Source organism: Candidatus Thiodiazotropha sp. LNASS1 (assembly GCF_964212655.1).
Lineage (GTDB): Bacteria > Pseudomonadota > Gammaproteobacteria > Chromatiales > Chromatiaceae > Thiodiazotropha.
Genome location: NZ_OZ156465.1, coordinates 3,532,660 through 3,551,577 on the forward strand (window position 1 = coordinate 3,532,660; position 18,918 = coordinate 3,551,577).

Below are 18,918 nucleotides of genomic sequence, written 5' to 3' on the forward strand. Positions count from 1 at the left end.
TTCAACCCGGAGATCATATCTGCTGATAGAAATAGCGCCACGGATGCCCAATGCAGGCCAGTTCCAGAGCCGTGAGCAGTGTGGGTGATGGGATCGCTTCCTGGGGGAAGATGTTTTCCACAAATAGAAACAGGCGTCCGCAACCGGCGCTCTGCCGGAAGTCGTAGGTAAACGGATCCTGACGGTGACCGCAATGGGGACAACCGACCTTGCAGCCGTGATTATCCGTCAGGCAGGATTCGAAACTGTCACGCCACTCAATCAATCGTTTGCGGCAGGCCTCGCAACGAGGGGGCTGAGTGTTCGTGCCGCAAAGCAATTTGGGGCGGGGGTAAGGGCCGTCTAGTAAAAGGTGGCAGAAAGGCTCGCCAGACGCATCCGCTTGCAACCGGATATAGGGAGAGCACCCCATGAAGGTCACCAGCTGCATGAAATGTTCCCCCAGCAGATACCCAGGGCCGCTCTCCAGGGCTCCTTCTATCAAACCTATCTCATGTAGTTTGGTGAGGATAGCTTCAGGATCATCAGGTAGCAGATAGGGATCTTCCGGTGTCAGCACCAGGCGACCGGTATGCAGCGGTTGGTTCATTGGCTGTCCGGGCCGGGTGCCGGGAGTGGTGCCGGTCGATAGAGTGGTACCGCTGTGATGCTGTTTTTCGGCGAACCATCCACCAGTTTATCGCTGTAAGTCATATAGACCAGGGTATTGCGTTTTTCATCATAGAACCTGACAACCTGCATCGTTTTGAACAAAATGGATGTGCGTTGTTTAAAGACCTCTTCACCATCCCGTGATTTGTTCAGAATGTCTGTGGCCAGCTTCACCGGACCTGTCTGTCGGCAGGCGATTGAGGCGTCTGAGGTGTCCTCTGCAATACCGATGGCGCCACCGACGCCTCCTGTTTTAGCCCTGCTCAGATAGCAGGTGACACCGGGAACAGCCGGATCATCGAAGGCTTCGATGATGATCTTATCGTTTGGACCTACAACCCGGAATTTGGTACTTACCTGCCCCAGCTCTTCCCCTTGCAGCAGAGAGGAAAAAAGCATAAACAGCAGCGCGGCCGTGATGGTGTATCGCCTCGGATGGTCTGGGTTGTGTGTGGGCTGTAAAGCGACTTGCGGCTTGAGAGTCATGGTTCAAGGTTTTTTTGTGTCCCGATTGTTCAGGGCCGGCTGGGATGGATCCAATCTCAGTACTGCCGGAGCAGTTTTTCATCCAGCAAAGTGGAATGAGCGAATGATAACACCGCTGGGCGTGAAAATGGTCCCAGTGCTTCGGGTTGCGCCCCGAAGGAAGTGCCCTTGGGGTGTGTCTGAAAAAGGCGTCGCTCTGTGTGGTCCGTTGTTCAGTTGGATATTTCCAGACTATACCACGCCATCACTGGCGTTTTATCAGGCACGACAGAGCCGGATGAATCAGTGCTAACAGTATCTGGGAAAGAGTACAGGAGCCCCTGAGCAAGGCGCCCCTGTGTCACTACTGCTCGTGTTGTTGGGTAACGCCAGACTGCGAAAGTCTGTCGACTACAGGCAGCTGCGCCCGACAGGCCTTGTCAGGCCAGCAAAACGGCATGCCATCTTTGCGCCACCGGGAAAAAGGGTCTCAATATAGCGTTTGGTCCAGCGGCAATCGTTTTGGTCCTTGCATAGATTGCGGGCCAGGATCGGTATCTCCGGTGCGATCTCATACTCTTTGTAAAAACGATGCAGAAAATCGATCAACAACCAATGTTCTTCGGTCAGTTTTACACCAGCGGCTTCTGCCAGGGCTTCAGTTACTGCAGGACTCCAGTCATCGAAGTCGAGTAGATACCCTTCATCATCAATAGCGATCATCCGACCTTCTACTTCGATGGTCCTGTTAGCCTTTACCGCCTCAGGCGGATCGGCTATATCGGGGTGTTCAAGCCTCATGTTGGTCTCCTTGGTGTGCATTTTGCCGTGTTTTTATTGTTGTTGTCTTTTAAAAATAGCAGGATAAACCGGTGATTTTCCAACCTGATGTTGATATAAATCAACTCTTTTATACTTAAGAGATATTGAATATAGTCGGTTTCTATAACCAACTGTTCATAAAAAGATTTTTTGGATCAGTGGGCTATTAATCCGCACCATTATTTCCCCACGGAAATTGTGCCGACCCGGCATCAGGCATTGGCCGGAAGTTAATAGGAGTGCGTCATAGATCAATTCGATGATCCTGAGCCTGGCCATTTACGGAGACGACATATTTCCGCTCCAACTCTTCATTGGGAGGGCTGGTGAGTCGATGAGGATTGTGAAATCGAAACCTTGAACAAGGGTCTCATGCCTGTTGTAACAGATTGTGAATCGCCTGATTCCAACCAGCAGGGCCGGGCAGATCAGTGATCGTGGCATCGGGTCGTTGTTCAAGTGTGATATGAGTGCCGTCAGGTTTGCGTACTATGATCGGAATATCGACTGCCAGCAGCATCTCCCGATCAATGTTGCTGTCACCCAGGCCCACGGTTTTGGTGACTGCATATCCGTTCCGCTTCAGATGTCTGGTCACATATCCGATTGCCTTGCCTTTGTCCGTATCACCCAACAGGTGGTGGAATCGGTCGCCTTGTAAAAGTCGCAAACCAGCATGGGTGACATCCAGCCGGAACTGGCTTAGTCCGGCTTCGCTGCCTTGCCAGAAAAACGCCTCTGAACCGAGTCTGTGCATGGCGAGCTGCGCCATCTCCTTTTCCAGTCCGGTATATGCCATGACCTCATCCACGGTCATGTCTCCGAATCCCAGGGTGTCGTAGCTGGGATTTGTCCGGCTATCGACGAGAAAATCACGGATCTGCAGATAGCCCGGAGGAGCGATCTGTGGGGCCTCACCGGGATAGATGATAACGGCGCCATTCTCACCGATCATGGGTCCTTCGAGTCCGAGTCTTTGCATTAAAACAGCAAGTTCAGCATGGGTCTTGCTTGACACGGGAATGACCGGAATATGCCGTTCTCTGAGTCTCTGCAGCGCGGGAAGCGCCTCATGATGATCGCGACTATTGTGATCCAATAGTGTGCCGTCAAGGTCTGTGAATACAAGCCATCCCATTGTCATTGCTCGGAATTCTATGCCTTCTGAGGGATTAAATCAGGTGTGCTGTATAAAGCCCACAGTCAAACAGTGCGCATTAGCATACCTTGAGATTGGTATATCTGAATGATCTGGCGCAATTGACTGACTATTCGTCACACCGCAGGATAGGGTGAATATTAACCTGGCACCTGAATTGTGATAATCATGCACTGTAAAAAACAGAGAGTGGATGAATTCCATGCTCGGCCTTTGGGATGAGATCTGATACCAATGCAGCTGTCACAACACACCATATGCCCTGATATTGCTAAATCACATGTTTAAGCTACTCCATCGACAGCTATCATTATATCCTTGTCAACAGGCCCTAAAAGCGTTTGCAGTATTCTGACCCGCATTGTGTCGCCATGGAACTCGACCGGCAGCTATGCTTTCAAAATGCTATTAAACCCATTATCAATAAAACCTCTCCCGCTGAGGGATATAGTGAATAGACTTTCAATAGCCACTGCACTGTTAAATTTCAAAGGAGTGCTGACTGAGACAATCAGTTGGGATTCTGCCGCCAATTTCTTTCCGGCAAGAAACAATGTGGACGTGACGCTTGTGACTCCCATGGCTGGAAAATATTCCGCCAATGGCTTGTTGGTCTGGCCATACCTGTTGTTTTTGATACTGATCTCCACGTCCGGCTGGGGTGCGGATAAGCCGGCCCCCCTGGTAATCGTTGCGGAAGTCCTCGAGGATGATTTCATCGAGCGGATCGAGGCATTGGGTACACTCAGAGCGAATGAATCGGTCGAATTGACAGTGAATGTGACGGAGACGGTCAGCGCGATTCATTTCGATGACGGTGAGCGGGTTGAGACCGGACAGGTGTTGGTGGAGATGACAAACCGTGAGGAGCATGCCCTTTTGCAGGAGGCCAGGGCCACTCTCAATGAGGCCAAGCGCCAATATAACCGGGTCAGTCGGCTCGAATCTCAGGGAATCGAGGCGCAGTCACTGCTCGATCAGAGACGACGCGAAGTGGATACCGCTCGCGCCCGCCTGGCGGCCATCCAATCCCGTCTTGCGGATCGGCTGATCACAGCGCCCTTTTCGGGTGTCATCGGTCTGCGCAACATCAGTGTCGGTGCTTTGGTTGAAACCGGCGATACCATCACCACCCTGGACGATGACACCACCATGAAGCTGGAATTCGCTGTGTCATCCGTCTATCTCGCGGATCTGCAACCCGGCTTGATGATTCGTGCCCGCAGTCGTGCCTTCCTGGATCGTATCTTCGAGGGTGAAGTGAAGGTCGTGGATAGTCGGGTCGATCCGGTCAATCGCTCGGTCCTGGTGCGAGCCATGATTGCCAATCCGGAGCGATGGTTGAAGCCGGGCATGCTGATGACAGTCGAACTGTTGCACAATCCCCGTCGTACCCTGCTGATACCCGAGTCTGCGCTCATGCCAAAGGGTAGCGATCAGTTTGTTTTCGTTGTTGAGGGTGAAGAGAATCGGGTGAAGAAAAGGAAAATCTCCATCGGCTCACGCCGCCCTGGCGAGGTGGAGGTGGTCAGCGGATTGATGATAGGGGAGCGTGTCATCACCCATGGCACGGATAAGGCCAAGGCCGATGGGAAGGTACGTATCAAGGGCGTGCAGAAAGGCGAGGTTGCCATCGACGCCTTACTCAAGCCATTGGTCAAGGCCACCAAGGGCAAGCCATGATCCTTTCTGACATCTCAGTCAAAAGACCGGTCTTCGCTTCTGTCCTCTCGCTGTTATTGATTGCCTTCGGTTTGGTTGCCTTCGATCAGCTGCCGTTGCGCGAGTACCCCAATATCGATTCACCGATCGTTTCAGTGGAGACGATCTATCCCGGAGCGGCCGCCAATGTGGTGGAGACCCGTATCACCCAATTGATCGAGGATAGAATCTCCGGTGTCGAAGGGATCCGTTTTATCTCATCGGTGAGCGAGGATGGACGCTCCGTGGTCACCATCGAGTTTGACGTGCAGCGGGACATAGACGGTGCTGCCAATGACGTGCGTGACCGGGTATCGGCCATTCTGGACAACTTGCCGTTGGAAGCCGAGCCGCCGGAGATCCAGAAGGTCGACAGTAATGAAGATGTCATTATGTGGCTCAACCTGGTCAGTGACCGGATGACCGTACCCGAGCTGTCCGATTATGCGCGGCGCTACCTGGTCGATCGCTTCTCGGTGCTCGATGGCGTGGCCCGGGTGCGGGTGGGCGGCGGCCAGACTTTTGCCATGCGCATCTGGATCGACCGACAGGCCCTTGCGGCACGCGGCTTGACGGTAACCGATGTGGAGCAGGCCTTGCGCGCCGGGAATCTGGAGTTACCCGCTGGGAGCATCGATTCGGTCGACAGGGCGTTCACGGTACGGGTGGACCGGACATTTCACTCCGCTGACGATTTCGCCAGGCTGGTGCTCGCCCGGGGTGATGACGGTTATCTGGTGCGGCTGGGTGAAGTGGCCCGGGTTGAAAAAGGTGCCGCAGAGACACGTACCTTCTTCCGCGGCAATGGTGTGCCGATGGTCGGTATCGGTATCATCAAGCAGTCCACCGCCAACACCCTGGCTGTGGCCGAGGCGGCCAAGGCAGAGACGGAGCGGGTCAATACCACCCTGCCCGAGGGTATGGAGATCAAGCAGAGCTTCGATAGTTCTGTATTCATTGAAAGAGCTATCAGCGAGGTTTACAAGACCCTGTTTATCGCCATTCTTTTGGTGGTTACCGTGATCTTTCTCTTCCTCGGCAGCGTGCGTGCAATGATAGTACCGGCGGTGGCGGTGCCGGTTTCACTGATCGCCACGTTTCTGGTGCTGCTGATACTCGGTTTCACCATCAATATACTGACCCTGCTCGCCCTTGTGTTGGCGATCGGCCTGGTGGTGGATGATGCCATCGTGATGTTGGAGAATATCCATCGTCGTATGGAGGAGTATGGTGAGTCAAGGCTTGTGGCGGCCTTTCGCGGCGCCAAGCAGGTTGCCTTTGCGGTGATCTCAACCACCGTAGTGTTGGTGTCCGTGTTCACCCCCATCGCTTTCCTCGGGGGTGATCTCGGACGGCTCTTTTCAGAGTTTGCCCTGACCATGGCCGCAGCGGTCGGCTTCTCCAGTCTGGTCGCCCTGACGCTGTCACCCATGCTGGCATCCCAGATCCTGCCTGCCGGCAATGTCGGCAGGGTAAGCCTCAGCCGATGGGTGGATGGACTGTTTGGGCGTATCCGGGATATCTATATCAAGACACTTCATGTGGCAATGCGCCATGTATGGCTGATGCTGTTGTTGTTCGCCGGTATGGTGGCGATGGCTTACTGGCTGTTGCAGCAGATACCGGATGAGTATGCCCCCAAGGAGGACAGGGGTGCCTTCTATCTGATCGTCAACGGTCCGGAGGGTGCCTCCTATGAATATATGAAGGAATATATGGATGAGATCGAACGGCGCATGATGTCCTATGTGGAGTCCGGCGAAATAACGCGCTTGCTGGTAAGGGCGCCCAGGCGATTCAGTAACTTCGCGATCTTCAACGGCGGTATCGTCATCAATGTGTTGAATGAGTGGAACTCGCGCCGTAGTGCCTGGACGATCATGAATGAACTGCGTAAAAATCTGTCCGATCTTCCCGGTGTGAAGGTCTTCCCGGTGATGCGCCAGGGCTTTGGCCGACGCATACAGAAACCGATCCAGTTTGTGATTGGAGGGGGTACCTATGACGAGTTGGCGGAATGGCGGGATAGGCTGCTGCAACAGATCGAGCAAGACAATCCGGGTTTAGTGGGTCTCAACTGGGACTATAAGGAGACCAAACCGCAGTTGAAGGTGGATATCGACTACGATCGGGCGGCGGAACTGGGTGTAACCGTCGAGACCATCGGCCGTACACTGGAAACCATGTTCGGTTCGCGCAGGGTAACGACCTATATCGAGCAAGGGGAGGAGTACGATGTCATTCTTGAAGGTGAGCGCAGCGATCAGCGTACTCCCACAGATCTGAATCATCTCTATGTCCGCTCCACAGCAAGCGGTCAGCTGGTGCAGCTCTCCAATCTGGTGACGCTGCGGGAGGTTGCCGACTCGATCAGCCTGAATCGCTATAATCGTGTGCGTGCCCTGACTATCGAGGCCAATCTGAAACAGGGGTTGGCCTTGGGTGCGGCGTTGGGATACCTTGAGGGATTGGTGAGGGAGCATCTGCCCGCCCATGCCATCATCGACTATAAGGGGCAGTCCAGGGACTACAAGACCGCAGGCAGCTCCGTCGTATTCGTGCTGATACTCGGCGTGGTGGTGGTCTATCTGGTACTTGCCGCACAGTTCGAGAGTTGGTTGCACCCATTGGTTATCATGTTGACCGTGCCCTTAGCCATGGCGGGGGCGCTGCTGGGTCTCTATCTGACAGACCAGACGCTGAATATCTACAGCCAGATAGGTTTGATCATGCTGGTGGGACTGGCGGCAAAAAACGGTATCCTTATCGTTGAATTCGCCAATCAGCTCAGAGACGCGGGCAAGGCATTTTCAGATGCCCTGATAGAGGCGGCCCATGTGCGATTTCGCCCGATCGTGATGACCGGTATAACCACGGCTGCCGGCTCCCTGCCTTTGCTATTATCAGCCGGTGCGGGTTCCGAGACACGCACTGTGATAGGTACTGTCATCCTCTCGGGTGTCATTGCCGCGACCCTGTTTACCCTCTATATCGTACCTGTCGCGTACCATCTCCTGGCCAGGCACAGCGGATCACCTAAGCAGCTCAGCCAGCAACTGGAGAAGGAACTGACGGAACAGCAGAACCAGCTGGAATAGCGTGAATAATCATAGAACCAACCATGAAAGCAGCATTATTTCACCGCTAATATACGCAAATCACCACAAACCAACGCTAGTGGAATATTAATGGCTTCAGCGGTAGCCATGCACATCGTCATACCTTTAACGCTTGTTATGCAGTGATTGGCGTTCATTTGCGGCTTATTCCTTGTCTGGATAGTGGCTTCTTGATTAAGGGTAGAATCCTTAATACATATGTTGACCCCCATTCACAGAAAGTGTCGATCCGGTGATGAAGCTTGCATCGTCAGCAACCAGGAACAACACGGAACGGGCAATATCTTCCGGTTCTCCGAGACGCCCAACCGGTATTGTCTTGATGATTTTCACCAAAATATCCTCCGGTACGGCACGCACCATGTCGGTTGCCACATAGCCCGGCGCCACAGCGTTGACGGTAATGCCTTTGGTGGCGCCCTCCAAGGCCAAGGCTTTTGTGAAACCATGGATACCTGATTTCGCCGCCGCATAATTGACCTGTCCATACTGTCCGGCCTGGCCGTTCACAGAACCGATATTGACAATGCGGCCGAAACCCCGCTCACGCATACCACTGATGACAGCGTGACAGGCATTGAAGCATGAGGCCAGATTGGTCTGGATGACCTTGTCCCATTTTTCAAAGTTCATTTTATGCATGGTACCGTCTCGGGTAATTCCGGCATTGTTGACCAGGACCTCAATTGGCCCGATCTCTTCTTCAATCTTTGCGATTCCAGCCTGGACCGCATCAAAATCACCGACATCGAACTTATAGGCGGGGATGCCGGTACGTTCAGTAAATGCCTTGGCCGCCTCTTCATTGCCGCCGAAGTTTGCGGCAACCGTGTAACCCGCATCTTTCAATGCTACAGAGATTGCCTCACCAATTCCGCGTGTTCCTCCAGTCACTAATGCTACACGTCCCATAGATCATCTCCTCTGCTTGATTGTTGATTTATTGTTTATTCAGATACGCTCGAAGGCTGCTGCGATACCCTGACCGCCACCGATGCACATGGTGACCAGCGCATTGCGTCCACCGGTACGCTGTAGTTCATGGATTGCCTTGGTTGTGACGATTGAACCTGTCGCTCCGATGGGGTGGCCCAGGGAGATACCGCTGCCGTTGGGATTGGTTTTATCCATTGGAAGATCGAGGTCTCTAATCACAGCCAGGGCCTGGGCCGCAAAGGCCTCATTGACCTCCAATACATCAAAGTCGGTGATTGACATACCCGTATCCTCCAGAAGCCGCTTGACCGCGGGTACGGGACCTATGCCCATGTATTTGGGATCACAACCGGCAAAAGCGTAGCCTATCAGCCGTGCCATCGGTTTGAGCCCCATGGCTTGCGCCGTCTCCGCCGCCGCCAACACAACGGCTGATGCGGCATCGTTGATGCCTGAGGCGTTTGCAGCCGTGACTGTGCCGTCTTTCTTGAAAATGGGGCGTAGCTTGGCCATGCCGCCCATATCGGCATCGGTACGAAAATGTTCGTCTTTTTCGAACAGTATGGTGCCTTTACGGGACTTAATCTCGATTGGCACAATCTGATCTTTAAAACGACCTTCTTGCCAGGCGGTTGAAGCGCGTTTATGGCTTTCGACGGCCAGTTGGTCCTGTTCCTCACGGGTTATTCCCCACTTCTCGGCAATATTCTCCGCTGTGATCCCCATATGGACATTATCGAAGGGGTCCGTGAGTGCGCCTACCATCATGTCGACAATTTTGCTGTCCCCCATGCGCGCCCCCCAGCGCTGGTTGACTGAAGTGTACCCGGCGCGGCTCATACACTCGGCGCCACCACCAATTGCGACATCGCAATGGCCGGTTTCAATTTGCTGGGTGGCTGAGACAATCGCCTGCAGACCGCTACCGCACAGGCGGTTCAAGGTAAATGCAGGGGTATCGACCGGCAGGCCTGCGTTTACCGACGCAACGCGGGACAGATACATATCTCTCGGTTCTGTGTGGATAACGTTTCCCAATACGGTATGTCCAACAGTATCGGGATCAACCCCGGCACGTGCGACCGCCTCTTTTATGACGGTTGCCGCCAATTCGCACGGAGCAATATCTTTAAGGGTGCCGCCATATCCGCCGACGGCTGTACGTACTGCGCTCAATACGACTATGTCGCGGGTTGTTCCCATCTCCCCCTCCGTATCATTAGTGAATTCTATCTCAGCATAAATATATTAGCATGGAAAAATCATCCGTTTGTAAATTGCTCGTCCCTACAGTGGCACAAAGTGAGAAATGGCTGTAACTGCAAGGGTCATCACTCCCGGTTTTATTTGTCATTATGGGGCATGCGGATTCGGGCAGTGGCATGTCTGATCCGTAAAGGCAGCCGATCTCAAAAAACTCACGAATCTAAAAAATTTCCGTCCGCGTATTTAGATACAGTCTCCTGTTCTCCACGAATATAGCCCTTGGAGGAAAATAACAACACCAATAACACAGCATCGATAATAACCGCCCTGTGATCCTGGCTGATAACTCAACACGCATATTTCCGTAACGCTTATCCACTGAAAAAAGAGGAGAGTAACGAGATATCTAATATATGTGTAAAAATGCCTGGAATCGGCGTGCTAACCATGCTTTTTATAATGCTATTGAACGCATCGGCCTACGATTTGAGCGATGTCTTCGGAGGTGACGTAAATTCAGTATCGGCGGCTATGCCAAACTGAGTGCAATGTGGACGGATACCGACAGCGGCAGCCTCGCAGGCGAGGCGGGCGGTACCGGGCGCACATTCTATCTGCCATCATCCATACCCACTGGTGGATCTGATGGTGATGCGGTATTCGATATGACCGCGTGTGAATCTTACTCCTAAGCATGAAGACAAGCACATGGAGAGCAAGGCATACTCAGAAGCATGCGCCAAGGTTGTCAAGGCTATTGATAAAATACTTGCCTGATCATATTACGTTTATTAAATGATTCAACATCGCTGGTTCCCCAACACTTTGAGGGTGTTGGGGAGTTGTATCGCTCTATGACTTTCATTCAAGAAATAATGCCTTCGTCCAGACGGCTTGATTCAATCAGGAAATCGTAGCAGCGATCGCGATTCCTCTTGTCCGCGCGCAGCTTCATGGCGGCACGCGGGTGTTGATTGAGGTGTCCGCTGATGCCATAGATGTCATTGAATCCCCATTCGATCTCTTTGCGTAGAGGGACGAACTCATCCTGGATCGCTTTGTATATGGGTTCGACGTCAAACTTGGGGTTTTTCAAGAAATTGAGCAGCAGTTCAAGGTTGCAGTTACCAGCACCGCGACCGATGCCATTGATGGTTGCGTCGAGAAGGTTTACCCCGTCGATTATCGCCTGCTGGGTATTGGAGAAGGCGAGCTGTTGATTGTTGTGTGCATGGAATCCCAGTTCCTTGCTTGGCGCGTATTTCTTGTAGAGATTCAGGTAATCGGTCACCTGTTCGGAATAGAATGCGCCGTAGCTGTCGACGAGATAAAGGTAATCAAGTTCGGCAGTCTCCTCAACCTGGTTGAGGGCCTCGATCAACTCGGTACGAATGGCGGCAGAGCAGGCCATGATATTGATGGTTGTTTCGTACCCCATGTCCTTTGAGCGTTTGACCAGGTCCAATCCTTTGTCGATGTCGGGGACATAACAGGCCACGCGCGCCATGTCGAACGGACTTTGATCTCTGGGTTTCAGGCTATTGATATCCACCCGGCCGATATCGAACATCACCGCGATCAAAGGTGGGTTTTCACATTCATGGGAGTCGATAATCATCTTCAGATCATCATCGTCACAGAAGTTCCATTTGCCGAATTTATCCCGACTGTATTCCTCACTGACGGCAAGCTTCTTGCCCAGTTCGATAATATCCACGGCGGAATCACAGGCAGCGCGATAGACCGCCTTTACGAAATCATCGGTAAAATGGTAGTTGTTGATCAGACCGCCGTCGCGAATGGTACAGTCAAGTACTTTGAGCTCTTTGCGAAACACGTTGGGATTCCTCGTGACATCAGGTGGGATTGAATCTGCTGATTCTAGCCGATCGCATGCGCACGTACTATAGGTGAGTTTCTGAACGGATCGATATCATCATGAAATGAATTACAGGTTTATTCGATAATCTGTGCGTTGACAGTCAGAGCTATGCCATTGGGGTCAGTGATGAATGGCCCTAGGAGGCTTTACTGAGTGGTGCGAGTGTTTCCAATAGCTTATCAACCTCAGATTCGACGGTTTCCGATATTTCGAGGCAGATATCAGATGAGACATTGGCGCTGTCCAATGCCGATGGATGAGGTTGCAGCGTCCCCTGGTCAAAGGGCTGGTCTTCATTCCAGGATCTGGATAGAAGCACGGCGATGTGTACGATAGAGGTTTCCAAAAAGAATTTTCTGGAGCGCAGGGGTTCCGGGTGAAATTCGGTTGTTTCGATCAGGGAGTCCGGCAGTTGCCATTGTCGCATCAGGACAGCGCCAACCCGGGCATAATCCAGACCCAGCAATTCGCGTTCGACCTCCACTGGTGGCAGTTGTTGCTCTCGAGCGAGGTTATCGGCCCTTATGATCTCCTGGGGAACGCTTTGATAAAGGATCAGGTGGCCGATGTCACTCAGTAGGCCGGCGACAAACAGTCGCTCACTATCCAGCACGCCCCGCCGCTTGGCGAGCTGTTGGGCGGCAAGTCCGCTGAACACGCTGCTTCTCCAAAAACTGCGCATATCCAGGTGGGCGGGATCGATACCGCTGAAGGCGTGGGCGACGCAGGTTGTCAGCGCCAGATCGTGGATTTGCTGGGCGCCGAGCATACTGACGGCTCTTATCACGGTCTTTATTCGGCCGGCAAGGCCGAAATAGGGGCTGTTAACCAGTTTGAGCACTCGGGTCGTCAATGCCGGATCTGTACTGACGGCATCGGCAATTTCGGTAATCTCGTAGTCGGGTCGCTCGACCACCGATTTCAGTCTTAAGTAGGCTTCAGGCAGGCTTATGAGTTTGGCTTCGCTGGTCACCTTTTCCCAGAGGGTTGGCATTTTATTACCTCAAATCGCTGCGTACCCGATCACTTGGCGCCACGGTACTATTGCTAGCCTCCGGTTTCAATGCGCAGCATGAATAAATATTGGTCGGTGGCGTATAGGGGAATTATATCAGCCCTGCGCTATAATCGAAGTGCGGATTATAAGGCGGGAGTGTATGGCCGTGGTGTTTGACTCACCAAAGGAAGGTGTGATTCCGTCGCATTGAATTGGCAGTGGCCCGGGATGGGTGCCTGTGAGTTGCCTGTTTGGCGTCCGGCTTACTGCTTTTATAGTGCCACCAGGCGTCCAACCAACCGAATGACTGTCAACTGTTATAGATTCGAAGTAGATCAGTGGCTTGTTCCATAGTGACGGGATCGCTGTAAAAGGATCCCTGTATCTCATCGCATTCAAGCTGCGAAAGCATATGCTTTTGAGTCTCGGTTTCCACACCGATGGCTGCGACCTTTAAGCCGAGGCTTTTAGCCATCGAGATGATTGCTTTAACAATAATCAGGTTTTGGCTGTCGGGGAGGGTGCTGTCGATGAATTCCCGGTCGATCTTGATATTCCTGATCGGCAGATTAGGCAGGTAGCTGAGGGATGAAAATCCCTTCCCAAAATCATCCAGGGTGAACTGAATTCCGGCTTTACTCATGGCATGCATTGCTGCTTGAGTCTGATCGAAGTTTTCAATAAGTGTACTCTCAGTGATTTCAAGTTCGACTTTGTTGGGCGGTATCTTGCGCTTGTTGCATATTCGAAGGAACCTTTCACTGAGTGTGGACTCATCCCTTAATTGGACAGGTGAAAGATTGACTGCGATACGTAGATCACGGAAGCCCATTTTATGCCAGCGACGCAGATCCAAACAGGCTTTTTTAAAGACCCAGTTTCCCAGCTTGTTAATCAGACCGGTATGTTCGGCAACAGGAATAAAGTCGTCTGGCGGTATGGGTCCGACCTTGGGATGTGTCCAGCGGGTGAGTGCTTCCATGGATGTAATAAGGCCGGTTTTGGCATCGATCTTCGGTTGGTATACGACCTCAAACTGTTGCTGAATTATGGCTTTATAAAATTGCATCTCCAGCCAAATGTCGTGGAATGCATTTCTGTTGAGGTCTCTCGAAAAGAATTTGATGTTATTGCTTCCAGGATTGCTTTTGGCAGCGTGTCTGGCGCTATAGGCCATTTGCAGAAGGTCGAAAGTGGTGTCGCCGTCGTGCGGATAGAATGCGGCGCCAACACTGAAAGAGACAAACAGTTCCTGGTTATCGACCTCCATGGTTTTCTTTAATCTGCCAAGAATACGGCGTATCACCCATGTTACGGACTGAATATCTTTGATATCGCTGAGAACCAGGGCGAATTCGTCGTTGTTCAAGCGGGTTATGGCAGGGATTTCATCGTTCTCCTCTTTATCCAGCACTGCAACGGTGTCGGATCTGCGGAGTGAATCGATCAGTCGTTCAGCTACGATTTTCAGGATCTGATCGCCTATTCCTTGCCCAAAAGCCTTGTTGATGCGTGAAAAGTTATCGATGTCCAAGGAGACCACGGCAACCGCGTGTTTGTTACGCTCTGCCCTGATAATGTCTCTCGATACGCGGTCATCGAACAAAAGTTTGACGGGTAAACCGGTTAATTCATCGCTTTTACCCCGTTTGCTTATCTCATCCCGGGTGTACTCAAGCTCGGATTCAAGCCGCTTGACGATCGTTTGAAGATTATCTACTTCGGCCTGCAACAGACCTGCTGTGGCCGTGTCGATCGCATTTTCAGGTACCGGAATGATCTCTTCTGCTTTGTCGTTATCCCGTTTTACATTTTTCTTTAATCCGGGTTTCCAAACGATGACCTGATTTTTGCCTTGCTGCTTGGCCGCATAAAGCGCATCGTCCGCATTGTTGACCAGTAATATCGAATCTTCCATCTGCTGTTGTAAGGCAGCAAGGCCAAAGCACAGCGTAACCTGCTGGCGATTGGTGAACAATGTGCGGCATTTATTCTGTATGTCCAGGCGTAGTCGATCTGCGATGGTCGTCGCCTGTTTGATATCTGCATTCGGTAATGCCAGTGTAAACTCGTCACCACCATATCTGCCGACTACATCCTCGGGTCTTGAATTGCTGTTCAGGATCTCCGCTACAAGCTTAATGATTTTATCGCCGTTTGCATGGCCATACAGGTCATTTATCCACTTGAAATTGTCGATATCGACCATCATGAAAACCAGGTCGTGTCCTTTCGATTTGGACTGCTCGAATAACATATCAAGCTTATTGAAAAAGGCGCGGCGATTGAGGCATCCGGTGAGTGGATCTCTTGTCGCGAGATACTCCAACTCAACGGTTTTGTCCCGCAGTGCCTTTTCGGAAATCCTCAGTTTGCTGAGTGTAGAGCTGAGTTTTCTATGCTGCTTTTCCAGATCGGTAAGATCATCGAATGTGGCGAGTACGCCACGGATGGTTCCTAGCGAATCAAAAATGGGTGCTGTATTGACTGAGAAGGTTTTTGTCTTATTGCTATATTCCAGACGTACCGGTACCCCGGTTTTGCGTTCACAATTGTACAAGCTGAAATGCCAGGGCAGGATATCACCATCCATGCCGCCCTCTCTCTGCTTCCACTGCATATGGCCGATTTTTTTACCAATAACCTCTTCTCTATTTTTTTGTCCAGTTTTCGCAATAAACGAGTCATTGGCCAAGACAATCCTCTCTTTCTCATTGACAATGACGAGTCCTTCGGAAAGCGCATTAAACGCGTTTCTGACTTTTTCGGGGATAATTGAAATCGTATCGAAATGGTGAGTGAATTTCTTGTTGAAAAATAGATAAGTGATCAGGATGAGTAATATGGTGATGAGTACGAATACAGCCAGTTCGATCAGCGAATATCTCATCACATCCGATTGGTGGCCAAAGGCCAATTCAAGCGTTCCCACCACCCGGTCATTTTTCTCTATGGGGACCTTTATCTCCTTGTAGATCGGGCGGTCCGGGACAAGCTCCCCGGGATGCGAATGGTGTCCTCCGACTTCCAAGTGTATTCCGTCATTGAGATAGACGGCCGCGGATATAATTGCAGCATGCTCTTCTACGACTTCATTCAGTAGGGACTCAACGGATGGATGGTGGTCAAGCGATACCAGCGATGACAGGCGTGAAGCTGTGTCTGTGGCCGTCTTCATCTGGTTTGATACTTGTCGCCGGTCCCCCTCTGGGACACTGTTCGACAGCTGGAGCAGGGTGAGTACTCCAAGTGTGATGATGATAGCGACGATGCCTAGTTTGTACGAGAGGATGAGTGGACGCATCTGAATGGTAGAGGTTCGGCCGGTTCGACAGTTGTTTGGTTGGTTGTCACGGTATCTAATTCAGCATTTTGTTAAATATATGTCACAGTTTCTGTATCGACGGATTCCTCGTTTTATTTAGTACGCATATCAATACGAGCATCATTGAGTTGAGAGATGCGCAGGTGGCGTGAATGGACATGGAAGTGTCTGCCTGAGTAATGTAACCAATTGAATAAAAAACAATAATATGTGTCATGTACTTTTTTCTCTGTGCCCGGACCGAAACGACGGCATGCCCCGTTTGTGGTGTGCAGACTAACCAAACGGATCATACTTTACAGGTGTAGGGGCCACGTCTGATCAAGTGTGCAATAACAACAGGTGATTTATTGCGGATCTCAATGGGGACTTTTTATAATTTACACAAGTCGGCAGATCAACCGTGAATGGGTAATGCCATGACAGACAGCCGTGTTGAGTTGAATACCCGCGCCTTAATTGCCATATATCGATTCCATCTTGTTGGCGATACGGCTTTGATTCTTTACTTCATTCAATGGGTATTTCACGATGACGCCATATCGTTTCAGTTCACCGATCCTGATTTCCGCATAGGGAACTTCGTTGCCCAATTCTGCCGTGACTTTCACGTTATGTCGTTCAAGACAGTCGCTCTTATTGGTCAGGCCGCAGTAGTTTGCCGGCTGACTGATAATATCGATCAATTGTTCAAGGTAGTTGCTGATGTTCTCCAGTCCACGTGAGGATTTAGCGGGTTTCTGTTCCATATCGGCTTTTTTCCGTTATGACGGTTTATGGTCACGGGTCATCAGCTTCTTGACTACACTTGGTTAACTGTAACAGAACTGTCATAAAGGATTGCTATGGTCATTGGAAACACGGGTGGAGAGCGTGAATATTTAAGGCGCCAAGGGGCAAGATATGGGTAAATTTGCAAGCAAGTTACGCATTGGGGAGAAGATAGGATTCGGCTTTGGTCTGGTGGGTCTGCTGTTTCTTGGTGTAATTTGGCAGTATCACTCGACACTGCAGCAATCGCTGGGTGACTACCAGCGACTCCAGGATGTCTATGGTGCAAAAAAGAGCTATGCGCTGGAGATCGAAAACAGCATGCTCGAGGCACGCCGGGTAGAAAAGCTGTTTCTTATCGATCGCAGCGAAGCGCGTGTGGAGGAGGTAGGCGGGCATGTGCAGGATGTACTCCGGTATGCAGAAGAACTGGGAAATATCGATCAGTCCGCCGCCAAAACATCGAGTCGAATCTCTGAGCTCAGCCATGCCTACAATCAGCAATTCCTGATGATTGCAGACGCCTGGCGAACAAAAGGACTGGATCATAATTCAGGTCTGCAGGGGGCATTTCGTAATACCGTGCATGAGCTGGAAGCAATGGCCGGCCGTTTTAAAGTGGGAAACCTCTATTTGCAACTACTGCAAATACGTCGAGGAGAGAAGGATCTCGGACTAAGACGAGAAGCGCAATACCGCGACAGGGTTTTTCAGCTTATCGAGGAGTATAAACAGAAGTTAGCCGACTCAGAGCTGGAGCAGCCGGTACAGGAAAAGTTTTTGCAGGAGATCAATACCTACCGTGATACTTTTACGGTCTATGCGCGTGATGTGCTTGCGAATCAAAACGTTGCAGGCGGTAAGGGGCCGTTTCGGCAAGCAGCCCACCGGCTCGAAGCGCTCATCAACGGTCATTATATACCCGACCTGGAACAACATATTCTGCAACTTAGGCGACGGGAAAAGGACTACCTGCTCAGGGGTGACAAGGTCTATGTGGACATGGCGCTCCACGAACTCGAGCTTATCAATGCCCAGGTCGAGGGGTCTGGTATCTCCATCAAGGATAAAGCCATGTTTGGTGGTTTATTGGCAAAATATAAAAATGACTTCCTGGCACTGGTAGAGCAAAACGGGAGAATTGAACAGGTCACTGAGGAGATGAAAAAGGCGGTATCCGAAATTGCCGGCCTTGTGGAAGCCAATGTGGTCAGCGCCAACCAAACGATGAATCAGATGGCATCGGATATCAATTTCACGTCCAGAGAGAACGAGAAACTGATGTTGTGGATTGTAGCCGGTGCTGTCTTATTGGGAATATTCTTTGCCATTACCATCACACTGCGTATCGTCCACCCGCTGCGGAAAATGGCGGGTATACTGGATCAACTGGCGTATGAAGAACCGGCGGAACGAATGCCGTTTGTTCCTGAAGGACGGGATGAGGTTAATTCCATGGCCGAGTCGGTCAACACGATGGCCGACCATAAGGCGCGTTTTATAGCCTGGTGGAAGATGTCGATGGAAGAGGCCGATGTCTGTGAGCAGCTTAAGAAGGTCATCACGGCGGGTGACGGGCAAAAGACTCAATCGCTTGGAGAGGCTGAAAAGGAGCTGTTGAACGCAATCGCGGCAAGGAGAGAGTTACTCACGGAACAGTACCGTGAGATATCGCGACTCAACAGGGGCATATCCGAGCGGGCGGAAAGGTTGCTGAAGGAGCACCACAAGGGTGAATCGGGTACATCGATCAATACGATTTACCATTTGACGCAATCGATACGCAATATTCTTGAGATGACGGCGACACCGCACAATTCCAAAGCGATGACAGGCTAGTGTTGGATTCGGGGGAGTGAACGGCGTAGCTGACGAAAGGCCTCA

At 51.4% G+C, this 18,918-nt stretch carries 14 protein-coding genes; 4 read left to right on the forward strand and 10 right to left on the reverse strand.

Translation table 11 applies throughout. The features are described 5' to 3' along the window. Positions 1-13 precede the first annotated feature (13 nt). The 4 genes from AB8516_RS15655 to AB8516_RS15670 form a co-directional block, all read right to left on the reverse strand. A complete protein-coding gene (locus tag AB8516_RS15655) occupies positions 14-589 on the reverse strand; it encodes a hypothetical protein (RefSeq protein WP_369162046.1) in 576 nt (191 codons plus the stop codon). Continuing rightward, complete coding sequence (locus tag AB8516_RS15660) at positions 586-1,050, reverse strand: CreA family protein (protein ID WP_369163305.1); 465 nt, start codon at positions 1,048-1,050, stop codon at positions 586-588. Before AB8516_RS15660 ends, AB8516_RS15655 begins: the two co-directional genes overlap by 4 nt. A 477-nt stretch (positions 1,051-1,527) precedes the next feature. Then, a complete protein-coding gene (locus AB8516_RS15665) occupies positions 1,528-1,917 on the reverse strand; it encodes a TusE/DsrC/DsvC family sulfur relay protein (RefSeq protein WP_369162047.1) in 390 nt (129 codons plus the stop codon). 391 nt (positions 1,918-2,308) lie between these two features. Beyond that, on the reverse strand, positions 2,309-3,076 hold the full coding sequence (locus AB8516_RS15670; protein ID WP_369162048.1) for an HAD-IIB family hydrolase: 768 nt from the start codon (positions 3,074-3,076) through the stop codon (positions 2,309-2,311). Positions 3,077-3,547: 471 nt separating this feature from the next. Here AB8516_RS15670 and AB8516_RS15675 point away from each other — a divergent pair, with 471 nt between their 5' ends. After that, positions 3,548-4,780 (forward strand): efflux RND transporter periplasmic adaptor subunit, encoded by a 1,233-nt coding sequence (locus tag AB8516_RS15675; protein ID WP_369162049.1) that lies wholly within the window; start codon positions 3,548-3,550, stop codon positions 4,778-4,780. Continuing rightward, positions 4,777-7,896, forward strand: coding sequence for an efflux RND transporter permease subunit (locus tag AB8516_RS15680; protein WP_369162050.1), 3,120 nt, complete (start codon positions 4,777-4,779; stop codon positions 7,894-7,896). The genes AB8516_RS15675 and AB8516_RS15680 overlap by 4 nt, the downstream gene beginning before the upstream one ends. A gap of 210 nt (positions 7,897-8,106) precedes the next feature. Here AB8516_RS15680 and phbB read toward each other — a convergent pair whose 3' ends face one another. Both phbB and AB8516_RS15690 read right to left on the reverse strand, forming a co-directional pair. Then, entirely contained in the window at positions 8,107-8,829 is a 723-nt protein-coding gene (gene phbB, locus AB8516_RS15685) for an acetoacetyl-CoA reductase (RefSeq protein WP_369162051.1), read from the reverse strand. 39 nt (positions 8,830-8,868) lie between these two features. Then, positions 8,869-10,056 carry an acetyl-CoA C-acyltransferase family protein gene (locus tag AB8516_RS15690; protein ID WP_369162052.1) on the reverse strand — a complete coding sequence of 396 codons (1,188 nt, stop codon included), beginning with the start codon at positions 10,054-10,056 and terminating at the stop codon, positions 8,869-8,871. A gap of 551 nt (positions 10,057-10,607) precedes the next feature. On the opposite strand from AB8516_RS15690, the gene AB8516_RS15695 reads away from it, so the two are divergent. Next, the gene (locus AB8516_RS15695; RefSeq protein ID WP_369162053.1) at positions 10,608-10,751 is read left to right on the forward strand and encodes a hypothetical protein; all 144 of its coding nucleotides are present in this window, start codon (positions 10,608-10,610) and stop codon (positions 10,749-10,751) included. A 173-nt stretch (positions 10,752-10,924) separates the two neighbouring features. On the opposite strand, the gene AB8516_RS15700 is transcribed toward AB8516_RS15695, so the two are convergent. The 4 genes from AB8516_RS15700 to AB8516_RS15715 all read right to left on the reverse strand — a co-directional run bounded on the left by AB8516_RS15700 (position 10,925) and on the right by AB8516_RS15715 (position 17,012). Next, positions 10,925-11,896, reverse strand: a complete 972-nt coding sequence (locus tag AB8516_RS15700) for an aldolase catalytic domain-containing protein (RefSeq protein ID WP_369162054.1) — start codon at positions 11,894-11,896, stop codon at positions 10,925-10,927. A 181-nt stretch (positions 11,897-12,077) separates the two neighbouring features. Continuing rightward, positions 12,078-12,935, reverse strand: a complete 858-nt coding sequence (locus tag AB8516_RS15705) for an HDOD domain-containing protein (RefSeq protein ID WP_369162055.1) — start codon at positions 12,933-12,935, stop codon at positions 12,078-12,080. A 313-nt stretch (positions 12,936-13,248) separates the two neighbouring features. Then, positions 13,249-16,116 carry a diguanylate cyclase domain-containing protein gene (locus AB8516_RS15710; RefSeq protein ID WP_369162056.1) on the reverse strand — a complete coding sequence of 956 codons (2,868 nt, stop codon included), beginning with the start codon at positions 16,114-16,116 and terminating at the stop codon, positions 13,249-13,251. 602 nt (positions 16,117-16,718) lie between these two features. Next, entirely contained in the window at positions 16,719-17,012 is a 294-nt protein-coding gene (locus AB8516_RS15715; protein ID WP_369162057.1) for a hypothetical protein, read from the reverse strand. Between the two features lie 154 nt (positions 17,013-17,166). Between AB8516_RS15715 and AB8516_RS15720 the strand changes: the two genes are divergently transcribed. Beyond that, complete coding sequence (locus AB8516_RS15720; protein WP_369162058.1) at positions 17,167-18,873, forward strand: hypothetical protein; 1,707 nt, start codon at positions 17,167-17,169, stop codon at positions 18,871-18,873. The last annotated feature ends 45 nt before the right edge of the window (positions 18,874-18,918 follow it).